The sequence below is a fragment of the Bradyrhizobium sp. i1.15.2 genome, from assembly GCF_040548425.1.
GTDB lineage: Bacteria > Pseudomonadota > Alphaproteobacteria > Rhizobiales > Xanthobacteraceae > Bradyrhizobium > Bradyrhizobium canariense.
In genome coordinates, this window is the sequence record NZ_JBEPRQ010000045.1 from 1 (window position 1) to 20,263 (window position 20,263).

General features: G+C 59.4%; 14 protein-coding genes. All 14 read right to left on the bottom strand.

Translation table 11 applies throughout. From position 1 onward, the window contains the following. Nucleotides 1-622: 622 nt before the first annotated feature. A complete protein-coding gene (locus tag ABIB80_RS37460; RefSeq protein WP_354129439.1) occupies nucleotides 623-1,513 on the bottom strand; it encodes a serine/threonine-protein kinase in 891 nt (296 codons plus the stop codon). Then, nucleotides 1,510-1,734, bottom strand: coding sequence for a hypothetical protein (locus tag ABIB80_RS37465; protein ID WP_354129440.1), 225 nt, complete (start codon nucleotides 1,732-1,734; stop codon nucleotides 1,510-1,512). Before ABIB80_RS37465 ends, ABIB80_RS37460 begins: the two co-directional genes overlap by 4 nt. An 85-nt stretch (nucleotides 1,735-1,819) precedes the next feature. After that, nucleotides 1,820-5,377 (bottom strand): type VI secretion system membrane subunit TssM, encoded by a 3,558-nt coding sequence (gene tssM, locus ABIB80_RS37470; protein WP_354129441.1) that lies wholly within the window; start codon nucleotides 5,375-5,377, stop codon nucleotides 1,820-1,822. Nucleotides 5,378-5,390: 13 nt separating this feature from the next. Beyond that, the gene (icmH, locus tag ABIB80_RS37475) at nucleotides 5,391-6,098 is read right to left on the bottom strand and encodes a type IVB secretion system protein IcmH/DotU (RefSeq protein WP_354129442.1); all 708 of its coding nucleotides are present in this window, start codon (nucleotides 6,096-6,098) and stop codon (nucleotides 5,391-5,393) included. Nucleotides 6,099-6,286: 188 nt separating this feature from the next. Beyond that, nucleotides 6,287-7,627, bottom strand: a complete 1,341-nt coding sequence (gene tssK / locus ABIB80_RS37480; RefSeq protein ID WP_354129443.1) for a type VI secretion system baseplate subunit TssK — start codon at nucleotides 7,625-7,627, stop codon at nucleotides 6,287-6,289. 72 nt (nucleotides 7,628-7,699) lie between these two features. After that, a complete protein-coding gene (gene tssJ, locus ABIB80_RS37485; RefSeq protein WP_354129444.1) occupies nucleotides 7,700-8,209 on the bottom strand; it encodes a type VI secretion system lipoprotein TssJ in 510 nt (169 codons plus the stop codon). Next, nucleotides 8,209-9,954, bottom strand: a complete 1,746-nt coding sequence (gene tagH, locus ABIB80_RS37490) for a type VI secretion system-associated FHA domain protein TagH (RefSeq protein ID WP_354129445.1) — start codon at nucleotides 9,952-9,954, stop codon at nucleotides 8,209-8,211. The genes tssJ and tagH overlap by 1 nt, the downstream gene beginning before the upstream one ends. Before the next feature lie 2,050 nt (nucleotides 9,955-12,004). Beyond that, nucleotides 12,005-12,364 carry a hypothetical protein gene (locus tag ABIB80_RS37500; protein WP_354129446.1) on the bottom strand — a complete coding sequence of 120 codons (360 nt, stop codon included), beginning with the start codon at nucleotides 12,362-12,364 and terminating at the stop codon, nucleotides 12,005-12,007. A 20-nt stretch (nucleotides 12,365-12,384) separates the two neighbouring features. Then, nucleotides 12,385-13,371: a type VI secretion system baseplate subunit TssG gene (gene tssG, locus ABIB80_RS37505; protein WP_354129447.1), complete on the bottom strand. Its 987-nt coding sequence runs from the start codon at nucleotides 13,369-13,371 to the stop codon at nucleotides 12,385-12,387. Continuing rightward, nucleotides 13,335-15,083 carry a type VI secretion system baseplate subunit TssF gene (gene tssF, locus ABIB80_RS37510; protein WP_354129448.1) on the bottom strand — a complete coding sequence of 583 codons (1,749 nt, stop codon included), beginning with the start codon at nucleotides 15,081-15,083 and terminating at the stop codon, nucleotides 13,335-13,337. The genes tssG and tssF overlap by 37 nt, the downstream gene beginning before the upstream one ends. Nucleotides 15,084-15,087: 4 nt before the next feature. Then, nucleotides 15,088-15,483, bottom strand: a complete 396-nt coding sequence (tssE, locus tag ABIB80_RS37515; RefSeq protein WP_354129449.1) for a type VI secretion system baseplate subunit TssE — start codon at nucleotides 15,481-15,483, stop codon at nucleotides 15,088-15,090. A gap of 12 nt (nucleotides 15,484-15,495) precedes the next feature. Next, entirely contained in the window at nucleotides 15,496-16,968 is a 1,473-nt protein-coding gene (gene tssC, locus ABIB80_RS37520; protein ID WP_354129450.1) for a type VI secretion system contractile sheath large subunit, read from the bottom strand. 35 nt (nucleotides 16,969-17,003) lie between these two features. Continuing rightward, nucleotides 17,004-17,495, bottom strand: a complete 492-nt coding sequence (gene tssB / locus ABIB80_RS37525; protein WP_279682240.1) for a type VI secretion system contractile sheath small subunit — start codon at nucleotides 17,493-17,495, stop codon at nucleotides 17,004-17,006. A gap of 38 nt (nucleotides 17,496-17,533) precedes the next feature. Continuing rightward, nucleotides 17,534-19,141, bottom strand: a complete 1,608-nt coding sequence (gene tssA / locus ABIB80_RS37530; protein WP_354129451.1) for a type VI secretion system protein TssA — start codon at nucleotides 19,139-19,141, stop codon at nucleotides 17,534-17,536. Nucleotides 19,142-20,263: the final 1,122 nt, after the last annotated feature.

Consider the following 20,263-nt stretch of genomic DNA (forward strand, 5'->3'; position numbering starts at 1 on the left):
CATACCCTCGACCTTCGCGGCGAAGTGCTTGTCGCGCGAGAGCTTGAACGTGTTGATGCGACTTCAGCCCGCCGCACGCCAGATCCGTTGGACGCTGCTGTAGGAAATGCTGCCGCCCCCATGCTGCGCCCGCTCCAATACGTTGCCTTCGAACGCTTCTCGTGCAGCGTCATATGCGCCACTTGCTTGATCTTCTCAGGGCTCAACGGCTCAAAAGCACGATCTGCGCTCTCCAAACCACCTTCTGAGGCGAGTTCCGGTTTCGGACCAGTCCCTCCAATCCTTCGCGATCAGCACAGCTGATCGAAATTCGTCCGATCGTCCTCATCCGCCCAGATCGACAGGTCTGGGCCGATTCGTGAATCGTTCGTCAGCATGGGAACACTAGCCGGCCAATTCCAATGCGGGTCAGCCGCGCCATAATCCGAGCGCCAAAACTTCCTCCGCGGATCGATCGAACAGTTTGAACTGCGGCGTTTCAGCGAATTCTGGCGGCGAAAAGAGATCCTCTCTCCAGTTGCCGATGAGCACCCAAAAGAGAGAGACTGTCCGCTCCCGATGACGTCGCATTTGGGCTTGTTCTGCTTGTTACAGAAAAGTGTAACTTCGCGCGCGCCTACTCTCACTCGGACATTGGCATACGCTGACCGCACAATCGGTAGAACCAGGGCGGCCGACCAAGGCTTTGGACGAACTCACCGACAGTTTGTATCCGATCGCGTCGGTTAAGGGCAAGGCCCGAAGCGAGCACCCGCCATTGCGCTGACGAAATAATCCGGGACTGCGCCGGTCTGAGATTTGCCTTGAGTGCTTCGTCGGCCGGCCACCGCGCATACGGGTGCTTGCCGGTCAGGGCCAGATACGCGACCACCGCGAGAGAGTACACATCGTCACTTTCCGCCCGTGGCTCACCCATCAGCATCTCTGGGGAAGCATAAGCCGGTGTCAATAGTCCAATTTGATCCAGCACAGCCGTGGCCCTGTCGCATTGCGGCGGACCACCCAGCGCGACGACTGTCCCAAAATCCACAATCTTGATCTCGCCCGTGGAGGTCATGAAGATGTTTCCCGGTTTGAGGTCACCATGGACAATACCTAAGTTGTGCATGTGGGTGAGCCCCTGCCCGGCGGCCTTGACGATATGAAAGGATACAGAGGGTGACAGCGGCTGTCCCTGACGATCGGCCAGGATCTGCGCTAGCGAGCGGCCGTTTAAGAGCTCCATGACCATGTAATGGTACTTGCCGTCGTAGTCGGAATCGTAGATCCGCACCAAATTCTGGTGCACGAAGTCGCGCAAAAGGCGCGCCTCGCCGTGCAGCAACTGCACTAATTTCTGGCGCATCTTCGAATGCGGTTGGATGACCTTCACTGCGACCTCGGGATTTTGTTCACGCGCCCATAGGCCGATCCGATCAATAGCGCGATAGACGGTGCTGGTGCCGCCCTCGCCAATGACCTCTACCAGGTCGAAACGACCGCCCAGCACGTATCCCAAGGCGGCCGTACTCACAATGCAGCCTCGCCCAAACGTTCGACGATCGCACTCGTATCCTTGGTAGCCTGTTCCGCTGGAGCGCAAGGCAGGCCGCTGCCCGCCAGAATGTTGACCGCCAACAATCCGTTGAGCTCCTGATACGGCACTTTCGTCACGACGCGGTTGCGGCAAAGCTGGACCGTGTCGCGCAGCTCACTGGCCACTACCAGGCGACGGCGTGCGAGCGTTCCGGCCAAGCTGAGCGCTCGCTCCAGGGTGGTGCCACCGATATTTTCCCGCCTCTTCCCAAAACCACTAAAAAGAACTCTCACGGCGTTCCTATCATAGGTGATCCGGACATTGGAACGAACGAAGGACACGTAAACTGAACGGAGTGCTGACACTTTCCGCCCGCAGTTCATAGGTTACCTTGGGCCGGTCAGATCCACCGATCGCGAGGGTGAAGCGGTCGGGAGCGCCACGCGAGACGGGCCGCGAGGCGTCGAGAAGACGGAAGAGAGCCCAAGGGCCTGAACGCTCTATCGTCTCCTCAGTCCCACCCACTGAGACAAGGGTGATGGAGGCCGTGCCTGCATCGTTTCGAGTTGGCCATTCAACGTCGTAGGCACGGGACGGCTCGTGACGATAGACGATCTCCCTGCCATCCATCACGAAAGTCGCGCGGAGCAGTTCGGGCGCGAGGTAGACCGGCTTGATGCTGAACTTCACGGCCGCTGCGGAACCAGAACCGCCGAAAAAGGACTTGCGAATCTCACCCGCGCGCTGAAATTGAGCGAGAGCATCCGCATGGATCGGCGCCGCCGCGCCGTCAATTGTCGCCGGCTCAAAACCGGTCCTGCCCTCGACGACGAATGGCGACAGGTATTCCTGAAAAAAGTCATCGAGGATGCCAGCGGGACGAAAGAGATCGCTGAAGTCCTTTAATGTTACGTCCTCGGTCGCTGCCGAGAAAAATGGATAACGCTGGTAGATGCCAGTTTGGCAGACCGGCACCACTTTCCGCCTCCAAACGGCATTGAGATGCCCGTGCGCCTGTTGAAGCAAGACGCTCCATGTTGACAGCGCGATGTCGTTCATGATGGTGCGGACCAACTCGGGTCGTAGCGCCGAGTCGGCGCGCAAGGTGCCGAAGGCATCGTTGTTCGGGTCCTTGACGCGCCGCTGAACGAGCTGAAATGCGGCTTGGCCGGGATCCGGTGCGGTCGCGATATTAGCCACCGTTGCATGAAGGCCGCCGAAAAGATCCCGAATGCGATCTATGCTGGCCGGCTCTCCCGAGGCCCCGCCTATGCCGAGTTGGACCAGAGGCCGGAAGGCTTCCGTAATCCGTGTTCCCGGCCAGGGACCGTCGCCGAGTGCCGCAGAGAACATGCCGACCGCTGTCTCGCCCCCCCTGGCCGCGTTCTGCTCTCCGGGCGGCGGTAGGTTCGTATTGTCGCGCACGAGGGAAATGATCTGCTGCAGGGTGCTTTGCGGGCCGGCCAACCCGCTCAGGATCCCCGAGGCGCGCTGCATATCGTCGAACTCGACGACGCGGACGCTGCTCAGCGCGTTCGTCCAAATGCGAATGTAATCGGTAACGTAGCGATCGATGACCTTGCGCACCAGCTGCTGTGTATCCGCCTCGCCGAATGAGCCGGCAAGGACCCAGTCACCGCTTTGCTCGTCCTGGATTATGAGTGGAAGGTGCGGCAGCACGAAATCGATCCAACCATCTCGTGTGAAGATGCCCGGGATGATCGCGGTGCCGTCCGAAGAAGGTCGCCCTTGCTGGTCGAAAGTGGGGAGAACAGCCTGGGGCTTTATCTCAAGCTGGCCGGCCCCCAGTAGACTGACCAGGTGGATTGGCCGGAGCTGCGCGTTCTGAGCGCCTTCGCGCAAAAGCCGGGCGTAGATCTGCTCGACCAGGGGGCGTTCCAACAGCCGCGAGCCCACCGCAACCACGAATTTTCGGTCATTCGTGATGGGCTTCGGCAGCAACTCGATGAGGCGTGAAAAATGCTCCATTAGCTCGCCAGCTGATGTCGTGTCGAGCGCAAATGCATGCGCCACTTCGCTGCGCGCAGCCTGTTCGACTTTGCCGCGATCGAAATGCCTCAGATCGCTCAGCCTCAAATACGTGCGGAACATTTCCTTGGCTTGGTCCAGCAGAGTATCATTGCCAATACGCAATAGCTCGTCGATGCGAAAGGCAAGCCTGCTGGCAAAAACCGGCAGTAGGCGGTCGACCAGAATCTGATCATAGGCTTGTTGCGCAGCTGGCACGAGCACCGGGGTCGCCGAAATTCCGAGGGCACCGAGCCAAGTGTACCAAGTGTTCTCGCCGGCAGCCAGACGCAGCCGGCGCGCGGCATTGAGGGCCGGCAAGAGCTGCGTCAGTTCCGGCGGCTCACGTACTTCCTTGAGGCGTCCTTGCAGTGTCTGTGCAGCGATTTTGATTTCAGCGATGCGCGCTTCGCTGCGGGCGAAGGCGTCGTACCACTGGGTCAATGCGGCTACCACCAGTATGACCGCCGCGAAATAGCCACTACAGTGCATCATCGCGAGCTTGCATTCGAGTTTGAGATTGCGGCCGACCAGTCCCTGCTCGGCAACGATCACGTTGGCCAGCAACTGCTTGATGAAGAAACCCTTTCCCGGTCCGATTGACGACGTGGGCAGGACTGCGCACAGACCGAAATTCCTTCTGATCGCAGCGCTGATCCTCTCAATCGGCATCCCTCCCTGGGCAGCACTCGTCAGGTAGATTCCGCGCAGCATCGGTCGCACTTCGAAGCGGCTCGACCGGAAGACCTCGCTCACGAAGCCGGCGACCGCGGTCCGAATGCTCCGCAACTCTTTCGGGAACATATACATCACTGCACGACGGTTGGGATTACGTTCGTCATGCATGCGAAAGGCTAATTTGGCCTCGAGCCGCTCGGCAAGCTCCTCGATCTCACAGGTTACGACGTCATCGATGTGATCGCCCGGCCCCTCGATAGGAAAGGTCTTGCCCCAGACCTGCGCGCGGCCCTCGTCGTCGAGATCGTCGAAATACTCAGCGAAGCCAGGCACGAGATCACACTTGGTCACCACAACATAGACCGGAATGCGCATGCCAAACGTCTTCAGAATCTCCTGTATCCGCGATCGAATCAACTGGGCGAGCCTGCGCCCGTTATCATCGCGCATCAAGAGATCGGACAGGCTGATCGCAACCAAGATGCCGTTGATCGGCCGCCGGCGTCGATGCATCGTGAGAAGATTGAGAAAGCCGTGCCACGCCGCACGATCGACCTCGGCATCCGTATCCTGGGTCGTGTAACGGCTTGCCGTGTCGATCAAGACTGCTTCTTCGGTGAACCACCAGTCGCAGCTTCGCGTGCCGCCGAGGCCCGCCACGGGGTGGGCGCCGAGCCGTTCGGCCAACGGAAATTCGAGGCCCGAGTTGCGCAGGATCGTCGTCTTGCCGGCGCCCGATGGCCCAATGATGACATACCAGGGCAATTCGAAGAGATAGCTTGGTCCGCTCTTGCCGGCGAACACCTTATCGCGCAGGACCTTAAGCGCGTCCTCGAAGCGTGTGCGGATCAGCTCCACCTCCTCCTGACTACGAGTTTTGGAAGTCGTGACGAGGCCTTCGCTCTCCATGAGCGACTTGATGACCCGCCGGTTGGCACGGCGCGCCAGGTAGTAACGGACAAAGATGATGACGACCACCGCCAGAAAGATGCAGGCGATTGTGGCGGCGCGAACAGTCACCGAGCCGAACGGATGTTGACCGAACACGTCAAGGTAAGGCGCGCCTACCCAAATGAACGCGTCGACCAGCAACAAGGCAATCAGCGTGGTGATGCCTCGAACCGAGAAGAGTTCCGCGAATTGAGCGCCAAACATCTGCACCTCCACATTAACGCGGCCTAGACTGCCCGATCACGAAGAGCAGCTGCTCGATGGGCGCGAGTTCGTCCGATAGGCGCCAATGGACGAAACTGTAGCCGGTCAGCATAACAACGGCGGCGGCGACGAAGATGGTCCACAATGGCACGTAGGGACGCACGCCCGTACGTACTTTGATGCCGCGCCATCGGATCGATAGTTCGGCGGGTAGTGCCCCGGTATAGCCCCGCAAGAGACGTTGAACGTCGGAACGCACGTCTTCAAGCCGCTCGCGGCCCCCTTCCATCACGCGATATTTGCCCTCGAACCCCATCAACAAGCAGATGTTGATGAGCTTAAGCAACGCGAGGTACTTGGCCGGCTTTGCCTGGACGCGCTCGAGTATTTGGAAGACCTTCTCGCCTCCCCACGTCTCGTTGTGGAACTGGTTGAGCAAGCTGTTGTCACTCCAGGCGCTTTCACCGCCCCAGCGCGTGGTCATTACCGCCTCGTCCAGCAGCGCGCATATCACGTAACGGGCGGCTCCTATGTCGCCGCGGCCCGCTTCTTCTTTGGTGGCCCGCTCCTCGAAGCGACGGATTTGCTCGACAATGCCGCGACGCAGCGCGGCGATATCGGCATTGTTGACGACACGAAGCTGCGCGACAACCAAAAGGAGCGGGGTCGCGGCCGCGACCAAGGCGTCCTCCACTGCCTTTGGCTCGAAGAGATTTTGCACAACGATCTCGGTATGGTCTTCTGCCCATACCTCGTCTGATTCAGATACAGCCGACGACGTGTGAGAACCCGTTGGAGCGGCGACCTTCGGTGGAACGAAAGCGCAAGCTTTCGCGCTTTGAGTGTTACGGGTTGGACCGACTGGCCTGCGTCCAATGACTGTTGGCTCATCCATCTGTTTCGAGCCCATCACGCCCGTTTTCCACGGATGGCCCAGAACTCGAGGTGGAGATCCGAGTAGTCACCGCTGGCGTGGAAAGCAAAGGCCGCCGAGCGCGGCAGGATGCGCCACAGCTCCACCGACTGGTCCAGTTCGAAATAGACAGCATTCTGGATGTAAGGCAACTCGCGTGGCGCCACCGCGAGGGCGCGAATCGGAACACCCGGGAGTTGAAGATTAACGAGATCGCGAATCTGCTCGACCGAGCCTACTTTAATCTGCGCCGGAAGCTGGTTACGCAACTTCTCGGTCGGTACGCTTCCCACAGCGACGAGAACGAAGCGAGCGTTCTGGAACAAGGTACGGTCGGTGATCTGGCCAATCAGGATACCGTAGCCTCGATCCTGCAAGGGGAGCGATATTGCCGTGCTCTCGATCACGACAGACAGCAGCTTGTGCAGAGTATCAGCCAACGGCGTGAAGCAGCTCTCGAGATCCTCATGCCGATAGGGAGGCATCTCTTGCGGTGGGCGGCGGTCGCCAACGAAACTCGACAGCTGCCCTGCAAGACCAAGCACCGCGCGGAAGAGGGTTTCAGGATGGTGCCCACGTGTTGCTGCGAAGTGGTCGAACTCGGCTTCTGCCCCGTTCACAATCGACAAAGTGATAAGATCAATCAGTCCCGCTCCGTCTGTCGTCGCGCGCGAGGGATCCGCGCGCGCAGCAAGCGCCTCTGCGCGCGTCCGCAGCAACGATCTGGCCTCGTTCAACAGCGCGATGAGCGGCTGGACTGCATGAATGTCGATGGCCGGCGGAACGTAGGTGTCGGATAAAGTGATCGCACCGGCCGGATCGATCTCACGGATGCGGCAAATAGGAAGCGTGATCAGATCACCTTGTTCCTCGCCGTCGAACATGAGATGTGTTATTAGCGGCGCAACCCTGATGTCGATCGGAGCCTTTTCCGGCGCGCTCGCATTCCGGACCTGCAAGACCTCCTGATCGTGGCGGCGCGCAAGTGCATCCCCCGAAGCGACGTCGCTGCCGGCCTGCCGGCGTGTACCCACCGCGATCTTGACCAGCAGGTTTCTCGCCGCGGGTGGAGGGATTCGTCCGATCGGAAGCCGGACATGCTCAGGTAAACGAAGGGCCGTGCCGTCGGGCATAATGGCTTCAAGTTCAGTCAGGGCGACTTGGCCAAGCGCCAGAAGACTACGATCAAAGGCAATTTTTCGAACGCCCCAGCCGTAGCCGACCAAGCCAGCAACGCGGTTCTCGACCAGTTGCTCGATCCAGCGGTCGTACTGCTGAAAGTGCTGCGGCCGCACCAACATTCCTTCGGACCAGATCGGTTTGCTTGTCGTAGACACTATTTCAAGCGCCTCTTCGCTGAGTTTGCCTGATGTATCTGCCCGGCGGCCGTTGCGATCACCACCAGCCGGTCAGAAGATTTCCCACCAGTTTCGGCTGGCCTCCTCCTCGATGGTAACAGCCTGTGCGGTCAGTTTGACCAAAATCCTGTTGTCACGATCAGGCTTGATTTCGGCAGTTGTGCGCCACTGCGCGTTGTTGCCGGAGCGGAAGCCGGCAATCACACCGACACTTCGAGTCTCGATCGGCGTGTTGCGTTCGAAATCGACTCTACCGCCAGGGGACAGCTCGTACTCACGTGTAGCCACCAGATCGGGGCCGAGGCGTTTGGCACCATCGTCGAACAGCTCGAAGAACTGCGCTTGGGTAAAACTGGCCGTTGACTTCAGCTCATAGATGCGGACGACAACCGGCGACGGTTTGCCGTGCGCGTTTGGATTGACGAGCTCATCGGCCTCGATCACGAATTTGATTGGCGTCGTCTTTGAGCTCTTATCAGTCGAACAACTGCTGGCCGCAGCAGCCAACAGCAATGCACCGGCAAGGGCGGAAAACCGCTGAGGTGTGTTTGACGGCGCCATTACGCCGTTTTCCCTGCATTCTGGCCAGGCGCGGAGAATTGCGATTCGTAGCTTCTAGCAAACTCTTCAGCAATATAGGAGCGAGCAGTTCGGTCAATGTCACTGATCATGGATGCGTGCAGTTCCACAAATCTGTCCCACAATTTGGCCTTAGTGATGCGTGCCCCGAAGAGCCCGCTATTGGCACCGTCGCTCTCGATACGCTGAGGACTCATGTGTGTTAGCACATTGCTGACCGCCCCCCTCATCGCCGCTATGGCCGCGACTTCATACGCCTTTATGTCGTCGAAGCCCGCGCGTACAGACCGGGAGAGCAGCAGGAATCCGTGATCTTTTGCGAGCGCCTCGCGCAGGGCGTGACTGCTCTTCATGAACTGTAATGCATTGTCGTTCCCAGCGCGTGTCTGCATCGACCCGATTTGGCACTCGTTCTTCACCGTGGCCCACGCCGTCAGGATCGAATGCAGGCCGTTCGCCATCTCGGCGATCGCACGGCCGAGTTCGGCAAAGAACTCTTGACGCTGCGCGGGTGGCACAAGGTCCGGATTGAATCCGAGCGCGTCCCAGAACGCCTGGAGTTCGTCTGCGTCGGATGGAGAGGTCGCCGGCAACTGCGGCGCCCTGCTCCTTGTCGCGTTGCTCACCTCGGGAGAGGCGACGACGCGTTGCGCAGCAGCTTCCTTCAGGCTCGCCAGCCGATTAAGGTCCCGCTCCTCGAGCGAGGGCGACCTCGAGCCAGGATCCCGTAATTTCCCGAGATCATTCGTCGAGGCAGGAGCGAGCTGCTTCGGCGCGATGTGCAGCGCTTCGTTCGATTTATCGAGACGCGCATTTTCTCGCTGCGAGGGCACCAATGGCATCCGGCACGAGCCGGCTCCCGGCAGCAGATCGCTGAGGTCGAGGTCCTCGGGAATGGGTGATGCAGGTCGATAATTCGACGGTGCACAACTTTCATCCGAGAGCGACCGTGGAGGCGAATTCGATGGCTCGACAAGCGGGGCGGCCGCCGACGACAACAGAACTCGTGGAAGTTTGCCCAACGGCGCACCCAACGGATGCACGTCCGCGATGGCCGAGCTCGAGGGCCGCGGAGGAACATCTGCCAGCACATTCGGCTCGACAGAGCCTGTGTCGTTGGCGAGCGTTTCGTCTTCAGGCAGGCACAATGGATGAGTCGCTCGGGGCGAAACGACGGCTTGCGGCCTCCCTTCCGCAGCTGAATAGGAGAACAATTCAGTGTTAGCAGGCGCCATTAATGGGTCGAGGTGAACATTCGCAATGACCTCTAGTAGTCCGCCAGTCGAATCATGTGCTGTTAGAACCTCTTGGGTGAGCAAAGGCGACGGCAACGTCCGTGTTGCACCGCCGGGACGCACTGCGTTCGAGCCTGTCAGGCCGAGCCCTTGACGTTCCTCGACAGGATCGTTCTCAATCATGACAGAGATGATGTAATTCGCCATGTAGAGTGTATCGCCATCGGCCAACGGTGCTGTATTGCCACGTCCTAACGGCGCGTCAACGGTGTTGATGTAGAGACCATTGGTGCTGGTGTCGGTGATGTTGAAGCCAATGCCATTAAATGCGATCAGTGCGTGGCGTGCTGAAAGCGTGTTGGTTCGATCGGGAAGCTGCCAGTTGCAGCCGAGCCCCCGCCCCAGGGAGCCACCTTCTGGTCCAAACGCCTGTCTAGCGTTACGACCTAGCGGTTCAGCCTGCTCTCCGACGACTTCGAGTATGAGATGCATCCGGTCCCCTCAGGCTCACTTACTTAGCGCACATCAATATCCGATCGTCGCTTTAGACTTCCGTGCAGCACCATCGTTGACGTCGCCTGTCCCGCGCCATTGTTGTGGAGCTGATTGACTGGTTTGGGCGCGTTTAGTGCACGAAGAGCGAAGATCTTTTCGAGCGTTCTCAGATCCCGCGGAGGACGCGCCGGCATTCTCTCTCAGGATCGAGGCACGCGGCCCTGAGGACGGAAGAGCATCGCTCGTCTTGCGCATCTGCGTGTACTCAGCCAAACAGTGTTGCCGGATCTCAATAGCAACGGACGTGCCAATGGCATGCCCTCATTTAAGCGGCTGATTACGTGTCGAAAACCTTGGGTTCGGCGAAAAGCGGCAGGTGTTCTCAACCTGACAGAAGCGCTGCGGCTGTCGGACACTGGACATTCTCAACCGGATGCTGTCTGTGTCGTCCATCCTTGCTGAATCGGCAAGCGTCGCTTCCACGCCGGACGCACGCGGTCCGACACCGGAATCGTATCCTCAATCGATGAAAGGACGAAGACCTGCCAGACCAAGACGGCTCGGCGGTCCGGCGATCTACGTCTTTGGCGACTTTCTCGACGGCCGCGTTATCGGTGACTTCAGGCACTGGGCTCGATGCCTTCGATAGGTTTGTTGATGACGCACTTGGCGCGACATCAAGTGTTGCAAACAAGAGGGTTGTACTATCGCGCGCGTACGATCGCTGCGGCACTCCACGCATCATCTGCAAACTGGCTGCTCGGCATCGAGTGCCTGGATCTGATTTTCGTCGTCGTTGCTGAGCAAGTGCTCACTTCGGGGGGCCACGTCTGGTCGGGACGTTCCGCGACAGGCTAAAGGCTATTCGAGCTCCGGCGCGCTGCGACAAAGCCGTGCAATGATCTGCCCACAGCTGTGAGCCAGAACAGCGCTCGCTATGGCGGAAACCTCATTCGCTAATCCTCCTTTTCTTATCCCGACGGTTGGTGCGAAGCCAGTCGTGTCACCCGCGAAACCGCTTTGAGCGACCATTGCGCAGCTAGCAACCGCAATGCTACGGACGCCCAAGGCCTTACGGCGGCTGACTCTCGTGCAGTTGGGTCGAGCCGCGAAAAGACCTGGCCCGAGCAACCGGTCGCAAACGAGTTGACGCCTTTGCCGGGAGCGCAGGGTTCCGGCCCTCCTCCGCGACGATGCCACGTCCCGTGTCGCGGGTGATCTTTGCGAGAGGCAGCGCGGCTTCTGCCCAGGACGCAAATTTCTTTTGGAATGAGAGAACGCAATCCCAGGAAGGATAGAACGAGCCGTCAACCCACAATGACACATCATTTAGCTCGGCCACCGACGGGGCGCTTGACTTGCTTGAGTTCCGCTCGCGTCAACCGTATGCGATGAAGGGAGGCAAAAAGCAGCGCGCTTTGACGCCATGCCCGGCCAACCACTGGCGCCCTCGGCGGCGGCTTCCGGACTTACATGTCGCCAATCGGACACGAAAGCAGGACTGAGGTGTCTTCGCTCGGGGTTCGCAGCGGAGAGCCCTGTGGCCCGGAGGGGTGTTCACAGCCAATCGCAATTTTTTGACGAAAAGGTCGACGAATAAAAAATCACAGAAGTAGATCACTCCACGCGCTGGGTAAGACGGAATCCTATCAGACCAGTCAACACTACTATATGCCCATTCGGTTGTATTCGTTCCCGGAGCGTGACGGCAGACGCAGCGCAGCCCAGATTGGCCCTCGTGTGGTCAGTGTCTCTGCGATAAAATTACGCGTAAAGTCTAATCCTTCGGTGCGCGCCAACCAATCAAACTGGTAACCGTTGATGCCTACGTCAGCCCGCCAAACGGACGGCAGACCCAGCCGAGGCCCCGGGCGAAAGTAGTACGACAGCATACAAGCGCAAGCATACCAACAATTGTCATTCCCATGCGGTCGTATATTTCCGGCATAGTTTCGTCGCATGTTCAATTGACCGTCATAGTCATGTTGTTGGCTGACCAGCGGAACATCCAGCACTACGTTTAGCACCTACAGTTCTCCCAAATTTACTACGCAAAAAGCGTGCCGAACGGCTTTAGCGCCAACCGCGGAAAGCCATGCCTACTCACACACTTGGCGCGAATCAGATGTCTCTCATAAGCCCGGCCGGCGCGCACCCGCTCGTGGCTGGGATTGATGCGCAACATGATCTCCGCGACGTCGCGCCAGTCCGCGCCCTCTGGCATCCGCATCCAAGAGGCGCATGCAGGTGACTGCGTGCGGTCGTAAGGAGCCAGGATCCGCTCGGTGCGGAAGCCATTGGACCGCAGCCAGTACCCTATGGCAACCGGGTTGACCGCGACCCGGTCTGCGATCCATGACGCGCCATCATGGTCCGGTGTTCCGTCATCGCCGGTGATCTTCACCATAAGCAAATAACTGAAAACGATCACAGTAGAACAAGGCCTCCGGTTCCCTTGGGCGGGTCGATCCATGTACTCCAGCCCAATTCTGCTTCGCCCAGAGTCCATTCCGGTGTCTGCCCGGCCGCTAATTCCAGCTGGAGATCCCATGCCAAAGGCTCGCGCAGAATGACGCTAATCAGACGGCAAAGGATGGCGTGGGTCTCGCAACTGGGCAGCAGCGACCGAAACATCTGCTGGTTGACCGGGCCGAGGCAAATTCGAAATTTGCCCACCACATCCGGCATGGTTTCGCCAGCAAGAGTGTCAACGCCGAGCTCAAGACCACGCTGGCCAAGGCGCCACTGCGCCTCCGGTGGAATATCGATCTCGCGCCAGATGAATTCCTCGACGCGGGCCGAAATATTTAGATGGCTAGAAATCGCGCCGGCCAGAAGCTTGGCCGACCGGCTGCACAATGCAAGGACACCCGCGTGTGGCAGCAGCCGTGCGCGCCATTCGCGTTCTTTGGCTGCGTTTTCGGCGGGCATGAAGCCAAAGAGGGCACCAATCAGCACCGAGATCGGGTCGGTTGCACCCTCCTCGAACCGCAAATGGTGGCGGTAGTACCGCCAGATCCGCAGCAGCAGGCTAATCAGACGGTGATTGAAAAGGTCAAAAAAGTCGCCGAGCGATCCCATGCCGTCCGCATCCATAACCCGTTCGGTGTAGAAAGCCGGCAGCGGCGAGGAAGGGCCGTGCAGCCCGAGGAAGTTGACAGTTACCTCCACGCGCTCGCCGGCGGCCTTGACCCGCCTCACTCCCGCGATTTCTTCGGCAGCAAATCCAAGCGTCGGCGCCGCGCGAAAGCGCACCGCCTCACGTGCGGGATTCTCGGTGGATCCGATCGGGGGAGCGTCGCTGAAGCGCCGCTCGAGAAGCGCGGCGAGCGAGAAGAACCCGCAGGCCGAGAGCTCATCCCGCTCATCGTGCGCGGTCAGAGCGGGGTAATCGATCCGATTCTCGCTGGCCATGCGTAGTGTGCGTTGCTTTCCGTGCCCCGGACCGAAAACCGGTGCAGCATGTTGATGCCGGCGAACGTCGCGAAGAAGGCGTCGAGCACCGAACCCAACAGGAACAATTCGCCCTCACTCCCGATCTTGCTGTCGACCACGGCCAGTTCAATACTTCGCATTCGGATTGGGGCGCCGCGTACCACGTGATCGGTATCGGTGGTCACGAACTGGTCGAGGCCTTCGAGCAGCAACTCCAGGCGCCGACGCGCCTGAACGTCGTAGACCGCACGGAACTCGTAGCTGGAAAGAATGCTCCGCAGCGTCTCTACATCGACTATGGCGCCGTAATTGCGCGCCAGATTGGCCGTCAGCCGCCGCAACAGGCCGTCATTGACCGGTGGCGGAACCTCTGCAACGACCGTCGTGATATTGGAGAAGGTGACCGCGCGAGGCGTATCAGAGGTCGGCAGATCCACTGCACCGACCGGCAACCGGTCGGCGATGGGTCCGTTGGAGCAAGTCAATTGCAGGGATGCGACGTCGATCGGCGCATGCTGGTGGATGTCGAGCCGGTCAACGAAACTCACATAGTGGTCGACGCCCCGGCCGACTACCGCCGGCCGGATACGCTCGCGAAAGTAAACGCGGTTGCGCTCGGCGCCGGGCAGATCGTGTCGTAACAGGTCGAATGGCTCAAACTCGGTGCGTTCGGGGCGGCCTTGCACATAGCCCGTCACCCGGTCAACGGAACGGATGCTGAAGTTCGGCCCACCGGCGGCAAGTACCCGGTACTCGGTCTTTGTCCGCTTCAAGCGGATCGGCGAGGCGTCGTGGCTGAAGACGTTGATTGCGGGCGTGCAATTCAAGCAAATCTGGCCTTTCCCCACGCGCAAGTGCGCGGGGAAGGGACGCTGCAACTCGATGCTGAGCCTGCATTCCGTCTCTGTGTGGGTTCCGACCGGATCGAGACCGGACAGTTCGAGGTAAAGAAATTTCGATGGATAATTCAGATACTCCTGAATGATCCGGAATCCTGAGAAGGCGTTGCGCGGCCAGGGCAAAACCGCCTCGGCATCGCTGAAGCCGATTGGTGTGATCTGTGTGGGTCCAATGGTGACGACTTGTCGATCCGCCACTGTCACGGCTGCTTGCGTAACGTGCCGGCACAGCCAAGTCCACAGATAGCGCCCTACTTGTGGCTCTCGCTCCGTCGAGAAAAAGAGGCGGAGCCGACCATCCTTAAGACATGACAGGTCTCGCTGGCCGGTTGCCTTGATAAGCAAAATAAGTCGAGCCGAATTCGTCCGGTTCTCGAGCTGAACGTCGCTAATCTCCAGCGGCAGCACGTCAATTGGATAGCAGGTGACGAACGTGCAGTTCGTTCCCTCAATTGGACGCGAGCGAACGCTCGTGCCGGCCGGTACGTTCAGGCTCGCGGCGCTCGCCGATGACTTCACGGCAAAGGCGAGAGTCGTAATGGGCGGCAGAGGTTGGAGATATTGTGGCCATACCATCCGCAACAAGCCGTGGACGAATTCGGGAAACTCGTTGTCGAGCTTCTGGCGCAGCCGCGCGACAAGAAAGGCGAAGCCTTCCAATAGCCGCTCTACGTCGGGATCAGTGGCATCACGTCCGAGAAATGGCGCAAGCTTCGGATTGGCTGAAGCGAACTCAGTGCCGAGCTCGCGCAAATAGGACAGCTCATCCTCGTAATAGGGATTAAGGGCCACCGCTTCAGCCCCTCACCTGGACATGCTTCTCGAAGATCGCATCGAAGGCAACCCGCTCCATCCGGTCGTTGTAATTGAGCGTCGCGTTGACGTGGAAACTCAGTTGCAGCGGGTTGTCGGGATCAGCCTGAAAGCGAATCAAAACATTCTTTAAGCGCGGCTCAAACGTCTCGATCTGCTGCTTGAGCGAACATGCGAGCGCACGCACCGCGTCGGCTCCTTGCCCCATCGCATCGTTGAGGTCGGGCATGCCGAAGTCCTTCCGTGTTTCGCAGCAGCCCTGGCGCGAGTTCAGGACCCGACGTAAATTTTCCATGACGCTTGCCCGGAAACGGTCGAACGACGCGTGATTGGTCGCCGTCTCGTCCTCCAAGCGCTCCATAAGGCTGCGGTCGAACATCGTGTACCACCTCTACTGCTTGTCGAGCTTGCCCTTGAGAGTCAAAGCAAAATCCGCGCCCATGTACTTCAAGTGTGGAACGACGGCGATGAAGACGCGATACCAGCCCGGTTCACCTTCTACGTCCTCGACGACGATCTCCGCCTTTCGCAAAGGCCGCCGCGAGCGTATCTCTGCCGACGGATTTTCCTGGTCGGCGACATACTGGCGAATCCAGTTGTTCAGCTCGCTTTGCAGCTCTTCCCTGCTCTTCCACGAGCCGATGTTCTCGCGCTGCAACACCTTAATGTAGTGCGCGAACCGATTGATCACGAAAATGTAAGGCAGCTGGCTGCCGAGCTTATAGTTGAGCTCGGCCGTCTTGCCTTCCGGGGTGTTACCGAAATACTTCGGCTTCTGCACAGAATTTGCCGAGAAGAAAGCGGCATTGTCTGAGCCCTTGCGCATGGTCAACGCGATGAAGCCCTGCTCGGCAAGTTCGAACTCGCGCCTGTCCGAGATCAGAACCTCCGTCGGCACCTTCGTCTGCAATTGCCCCATCGCCTCATAAGTATGCAGATTGAGGTCCTCAACCGCCCCACCCGACTGGGGGCCGATGATGTTCGGGCACCAGCGATATTTAGCGAAGCTTTCGGTTAAGCGCGTAGCGAACGCAAAAGCAGCGTTCCCCCAGAGGTAATTGTCGGTTTCGCCATCTGAGGCTTCCTGGTAATTGAAAGTCTTCACCGGAACGGTGTCCGGTCCATAGGGCAGGCGCAGCAGGAAACGCGGCAGCGTCAGTCCGAAATAGCGAGCGTCCTCGCTTTCGCGGAACGAGTTCCACTTCGCGTATTTTGGTCCCTCGAACACCGATCGCAGGTCCTTCAGACCCGCGATCTCTTCATGATGTTCGACGCCGAACATTTCCGGCGCAGCAGAGGCAATGACTGGTGCATGCGACATGGCGGCTACCGCGCTCATATACCGCATGAGCTTAACATCCCGGCTGGCACTGCCGAATTCGTAGGCCGATATCATGGCCGCGACAGGCTGGCCGCCGAACTGGCCGTACTCTGCGGTATAGGCGTGCTTGTACAGACCGGACTTGACGATCTCGGGACTATCCTCGAAATCGGTCAGCAGTTCGTCCTTGCTGGCTCTGAGAATTTCCACCTCAATGTTCTGACGGAAATCGGTGCGGTCGACCATGAACTTAAGCCCGCGCCAGGCCGACTCGAGCTGCTGGAACTCCACTGTGTGCAACACGGCGTCGAGCTGAGCCGAGATCTTGCGATCGATCTCCGCAATCATCCGATCGACGAGCGCGTTGTTGACCTGCTCGTCGGCCCGGCTCGGTTTGATGAGCTCGGCGACGAAAGCTGCGACGCCCCGGCGGGCAAGGTCGTACTCCTCGTCGCGCGGAGTAATCCTGGTTTCGACGAGGACCTGATCCAGCAGTGAAAGGGTGGCGACTTCAGCCGGCTGCTGCGCGCTCGTATCGGTCATAGCGCACTTGCTCCTGAAACAGCTCGTTGATCCGCTCACTCGCTCTTGCTGGTGAGCTCGCTCAAGAGCTGCGGCCGCGCGCCGTGGTCTTCGAGCAGATTCTGGATGGCTTTGCGGAAACTTGGCACGTTACCGAGGGGGCTCTTCAGGGCGATTAAGGCCGCGCGCAATTCGGTCAACGCATGCAATTCAGGGATTTGCTGTGCGACACGCTCGGGTTCGAAGTCCTTCAGGCTCTCAAACTTCAGCGATACCGACAGCTTGCCAGCCTCGGGCTGGTCGTCGAGCCTATTTTCAGCGGAGATCTGGAGAGTCAGTTCCTGGCTTTTGACAACTTCGTTGAAATTGTCCTTGTCGATATTGACGAGCTCTCGCTCCTCAATCGGGCGGTCATCGGCCCGTCCGGTGAAGTCGCCCAAGACCAACAACTTGAGCGGAAGCTCGACGTCCTCCTTGAGGTTGCCGGTTGCCGGCTTGAAACGGATATTGATGCGCTCCTTCGGCGCGACCGAGCTTTCCTGTGCCATATCAGCTCCCTTTGAGACTATGTTCCTGACAAGATCAGCTAGCCACTAAGTTGGCTTACGCGTGCGATGTCGATACCTGCGACCCGCGTTCGGAGTTGCTCAAGCGCGGCGCGGCGGCGAGGCTCGTCAATCATCTGCTGCGAGTCGGAATGGGTCATCGCGCGAAAGCGCAATTCCGCGACATCAAGTACGAGCGCGGGCTCCCAGCTTTCGAGATTGCGCTCGGCGACGACCTCTTCCATGTGCTCCAGCAGCGGGATGGCGGTCGTGACGAAGCCGGTTTCGATGCAGAAACGTGCTTGCGCAAGCTGGCCCACGAACCGCGCTCGTTCCCCACTCACGCCATTCAAGGCATGGGACAGCTTCTCGAGTGCGGCCTGCGGCTGCCCGCCGCCGATAAGCCTGTATGCCTCGGCAACCGCCGCGTCGACAGGATCACGGCCCGGCGACACGTCTGCACCACCCGCGGCGACCCAAGCACGCGTTCCCTCGTCCGCAAAAGGCCGGCCGTCGTTAAACTGAAGCTCGAAGATCCGCGGATAGCGAATGGCCAGCAGCGCCAAGCCAGCGCGCACCACCGCGGCCGCCGGCTCAAAGAGCGGCCCCATTTGCTTCAGCGCTTTGGCGGCGTGCCGGTGAGTATCGAGCCAGAACGGAGCGATCCAGACGATCTCTTCGACCAAATTCACGACGTCGGCATGCCGACCGGTCGCCACCTTGGCTTCTAACGCTGCGATGTTATCGGCGGGCGGACATATGGTCGTGCGGCCACCCGTATCGGGCGGCAGCGCGTCAAAGCGCATCCACGAGCCGACGCGAGCGAACAGATAGACCTTCGGGTCTGTGGGAGATATGACGCGCCGGGCGGCCGTAGCTTGCCGCAGCATATCAGGCAACCGGTCGATAAAGCCGGCCCAGTCGTCATCGGAACTAGCCGTTAGCGATGCCTCCACTACTGCCGATTGAGCACTCTTGACCGGCAGAATGGATACTGCCGGTGCCACCGCGGCCGGCTCGGCAGCTTGGGTGGCCGCTTCAGTCGCACTTTCGGCCGCCGCGGCGATCACGCGCTTGGCTTGGTCGTAATGCGGTTGCAGCGCCCTCAGTAACTCGCCCAACCCGACTTGCTCATTGACGAGCTTCTCGCGCAATTGGCCATCGAGATCATCGAGCACCTCATAGGCGGCGAGCACTGCCGGATAGTCGGCTTCAGTTGGCGGATTCTCGGCCACCTCCGGTCCGACGCGACCAAAGAGCCAATCGATCGCTGCGACCCGCGCCCGTTCCCGCCTGATCGGCGGAAAGAGCCCCTCCCAATGCGCGTCCACCATGCCGCGCAAAACCCCTAAACCGACGGCAAGACCCTGGTATCCTCCAGTCCGAAACAAACCATAGCTCGCCCAACAGGCAACCAAAATGTCCTTTGACTGGTTCGACAGGATATGGAGTGACAGTGTACTGACCTTGATCCAATCTACCGCAGCTGGTCCGTCGGCATCCATGCGCCGCACCTCGGCCTCGAGTTGCTCAAATTCGGCCGCATCACGGACGTTCATGCCGGCGGGCGCGGGGCCTGGCACAGGCGCAGCACCGTGGCGCGCACGCGCATCGATGTTGTCTCGAACCACGACCCAATAGTCAATCACGCGACAGGACCATACGCACACGCGCATTGCGACGGATCGCGGTACTAGGAAAGTGAACATCGTACCCGCCGCATACAATAAGCCGAGAGGCGACACTCTTGTAAGCCACCACTGCCCCTCCTTGCACAGGCCTGCTGGATGATATTCCCTCTTCAAGCCTTGTGCCAAATGCAATGGCTTGATTTGCAAAAGCGATTTTCTCAATCGGAGGCGTCATGGCCCCGACATCATGTTGCAAACCCAACATTAGAGGAGTCGGCAGTGGCTCTTGGGTCGGCTCAGTCATTGGCCTGAAGGAAGCCTCGGGCTCAGGTAAAGCGCACCACGCGCGCTCGCGCCTGCGAAACTCCGCAAGAAAACGAGACTAGTATATTTCAACACGGTACGACGACGTTTCGTGGTTGGAACATCTCATTTGGCATGCGACTTTAAGTGCACTTCCGGCTTGAGATGCAGCAGCATTGGGTGATCGCTCAAGTGCGGTTTCGTCCGTATCGGAGCGATTACGAAAGATGGTGAACCTGAAACCTCAAATACCTCCCGCGAATGCTCAGGTGATAGCACTGAGCACACGGATGAGCCTCTCCCTGAATCGTGAGCGTGACCGGCGCCATATCCGCGCCTGTGCCCAAGTGCGAGTGATGCGTGGAACGGGCAGACGGAAGTCTGCCGTGAGGAATGTGAGGATCGGCGATCCTGAACATCTGCAAAACGAATTCTCCCCGATAGTTTTTATCGCATTGACGAGACGTGCACCTGCCGCGCCTATGCTGCAGAAACGCCATCTAATGACGACCTTGGGAACAACACGTTTCCCTGGAATCCGGCGCGCAGAGATTTGGCTCCAGCGAACAGGCAATGTTCACTAGCCGCCCGAGTTAAACCGTGGGTACGACGCCGTGCGTCAGACTTTTCGATGGATGCCCATCCTGATGCGGTAACAGCGAGCCTGGGGCCGCCGCCGTAGTCGCCGCTCGATCTGTCGTTCGCTGCAAGTTGTCATTCCGCCATTTGGCGCCAAGTTATCCGCTTTCGAGCGCAATTGTCGTGTTCACGACTTGCCGGCGGTTGACCTTTAGCCAGAACGTACGCCCCGCGTTTTGTTTTGCGTCCAGCTGGCGC

Coding starts and splice junctions, on each gene's coding strand:
- tssB (WP_279682240.1), bottom strand. CDS start 17,495: ATGGCACAGGAAAGCTCGGTCGCGCCGAAGGAGCGCATCAATATCCGT.
- tssJ (WP_354129444.1), bottom strand. CDS start 8,209: ATGGCGCCGTCAAACACACCTCAGCGGTTTTCCGCCCTTGCCGGTGCA.
- tssG (WP_354129447.1), bottom strand. CDS start 13,371: ATGGCCAGCGAGAATCGGATCGATTACCCCGCTCTGACCGCGCACGAT.
- tssE (WP_354129449.1), bottom strand. CDS start 15,483: ATGTTCGACCGCAGCCTTATGGAGCGCTTGGAGGACGAGACGGCGACC.
- tssC (WP_354129450.1), bottom strand. CDS start 16,968: ATGACCGATACGAGCGCGCAGCAGCCGGCTGAAGTCGCCACCCTTTCA.
- tssM (WP_354129441.1), bottom strand. CDS start 5,377: ATGTTTGGCGCTCAATTCGCGGAACTCTTCTCGGTTCGAGGCATCACC.
- tagH (WP_354129445.1), bottom strand. CDS start 9,954: ATGCATCTCATACTCGAAGTCGTCGGAGAGCAGGCTGAACCGCTAGGT.
- ABIB80_RS37500 (WP_354129446.1), bottom strand. CDS start 12,364: ATGGTGAAGATCACCGGCGATGACGGAACACCGGACCATGATGGCGCG.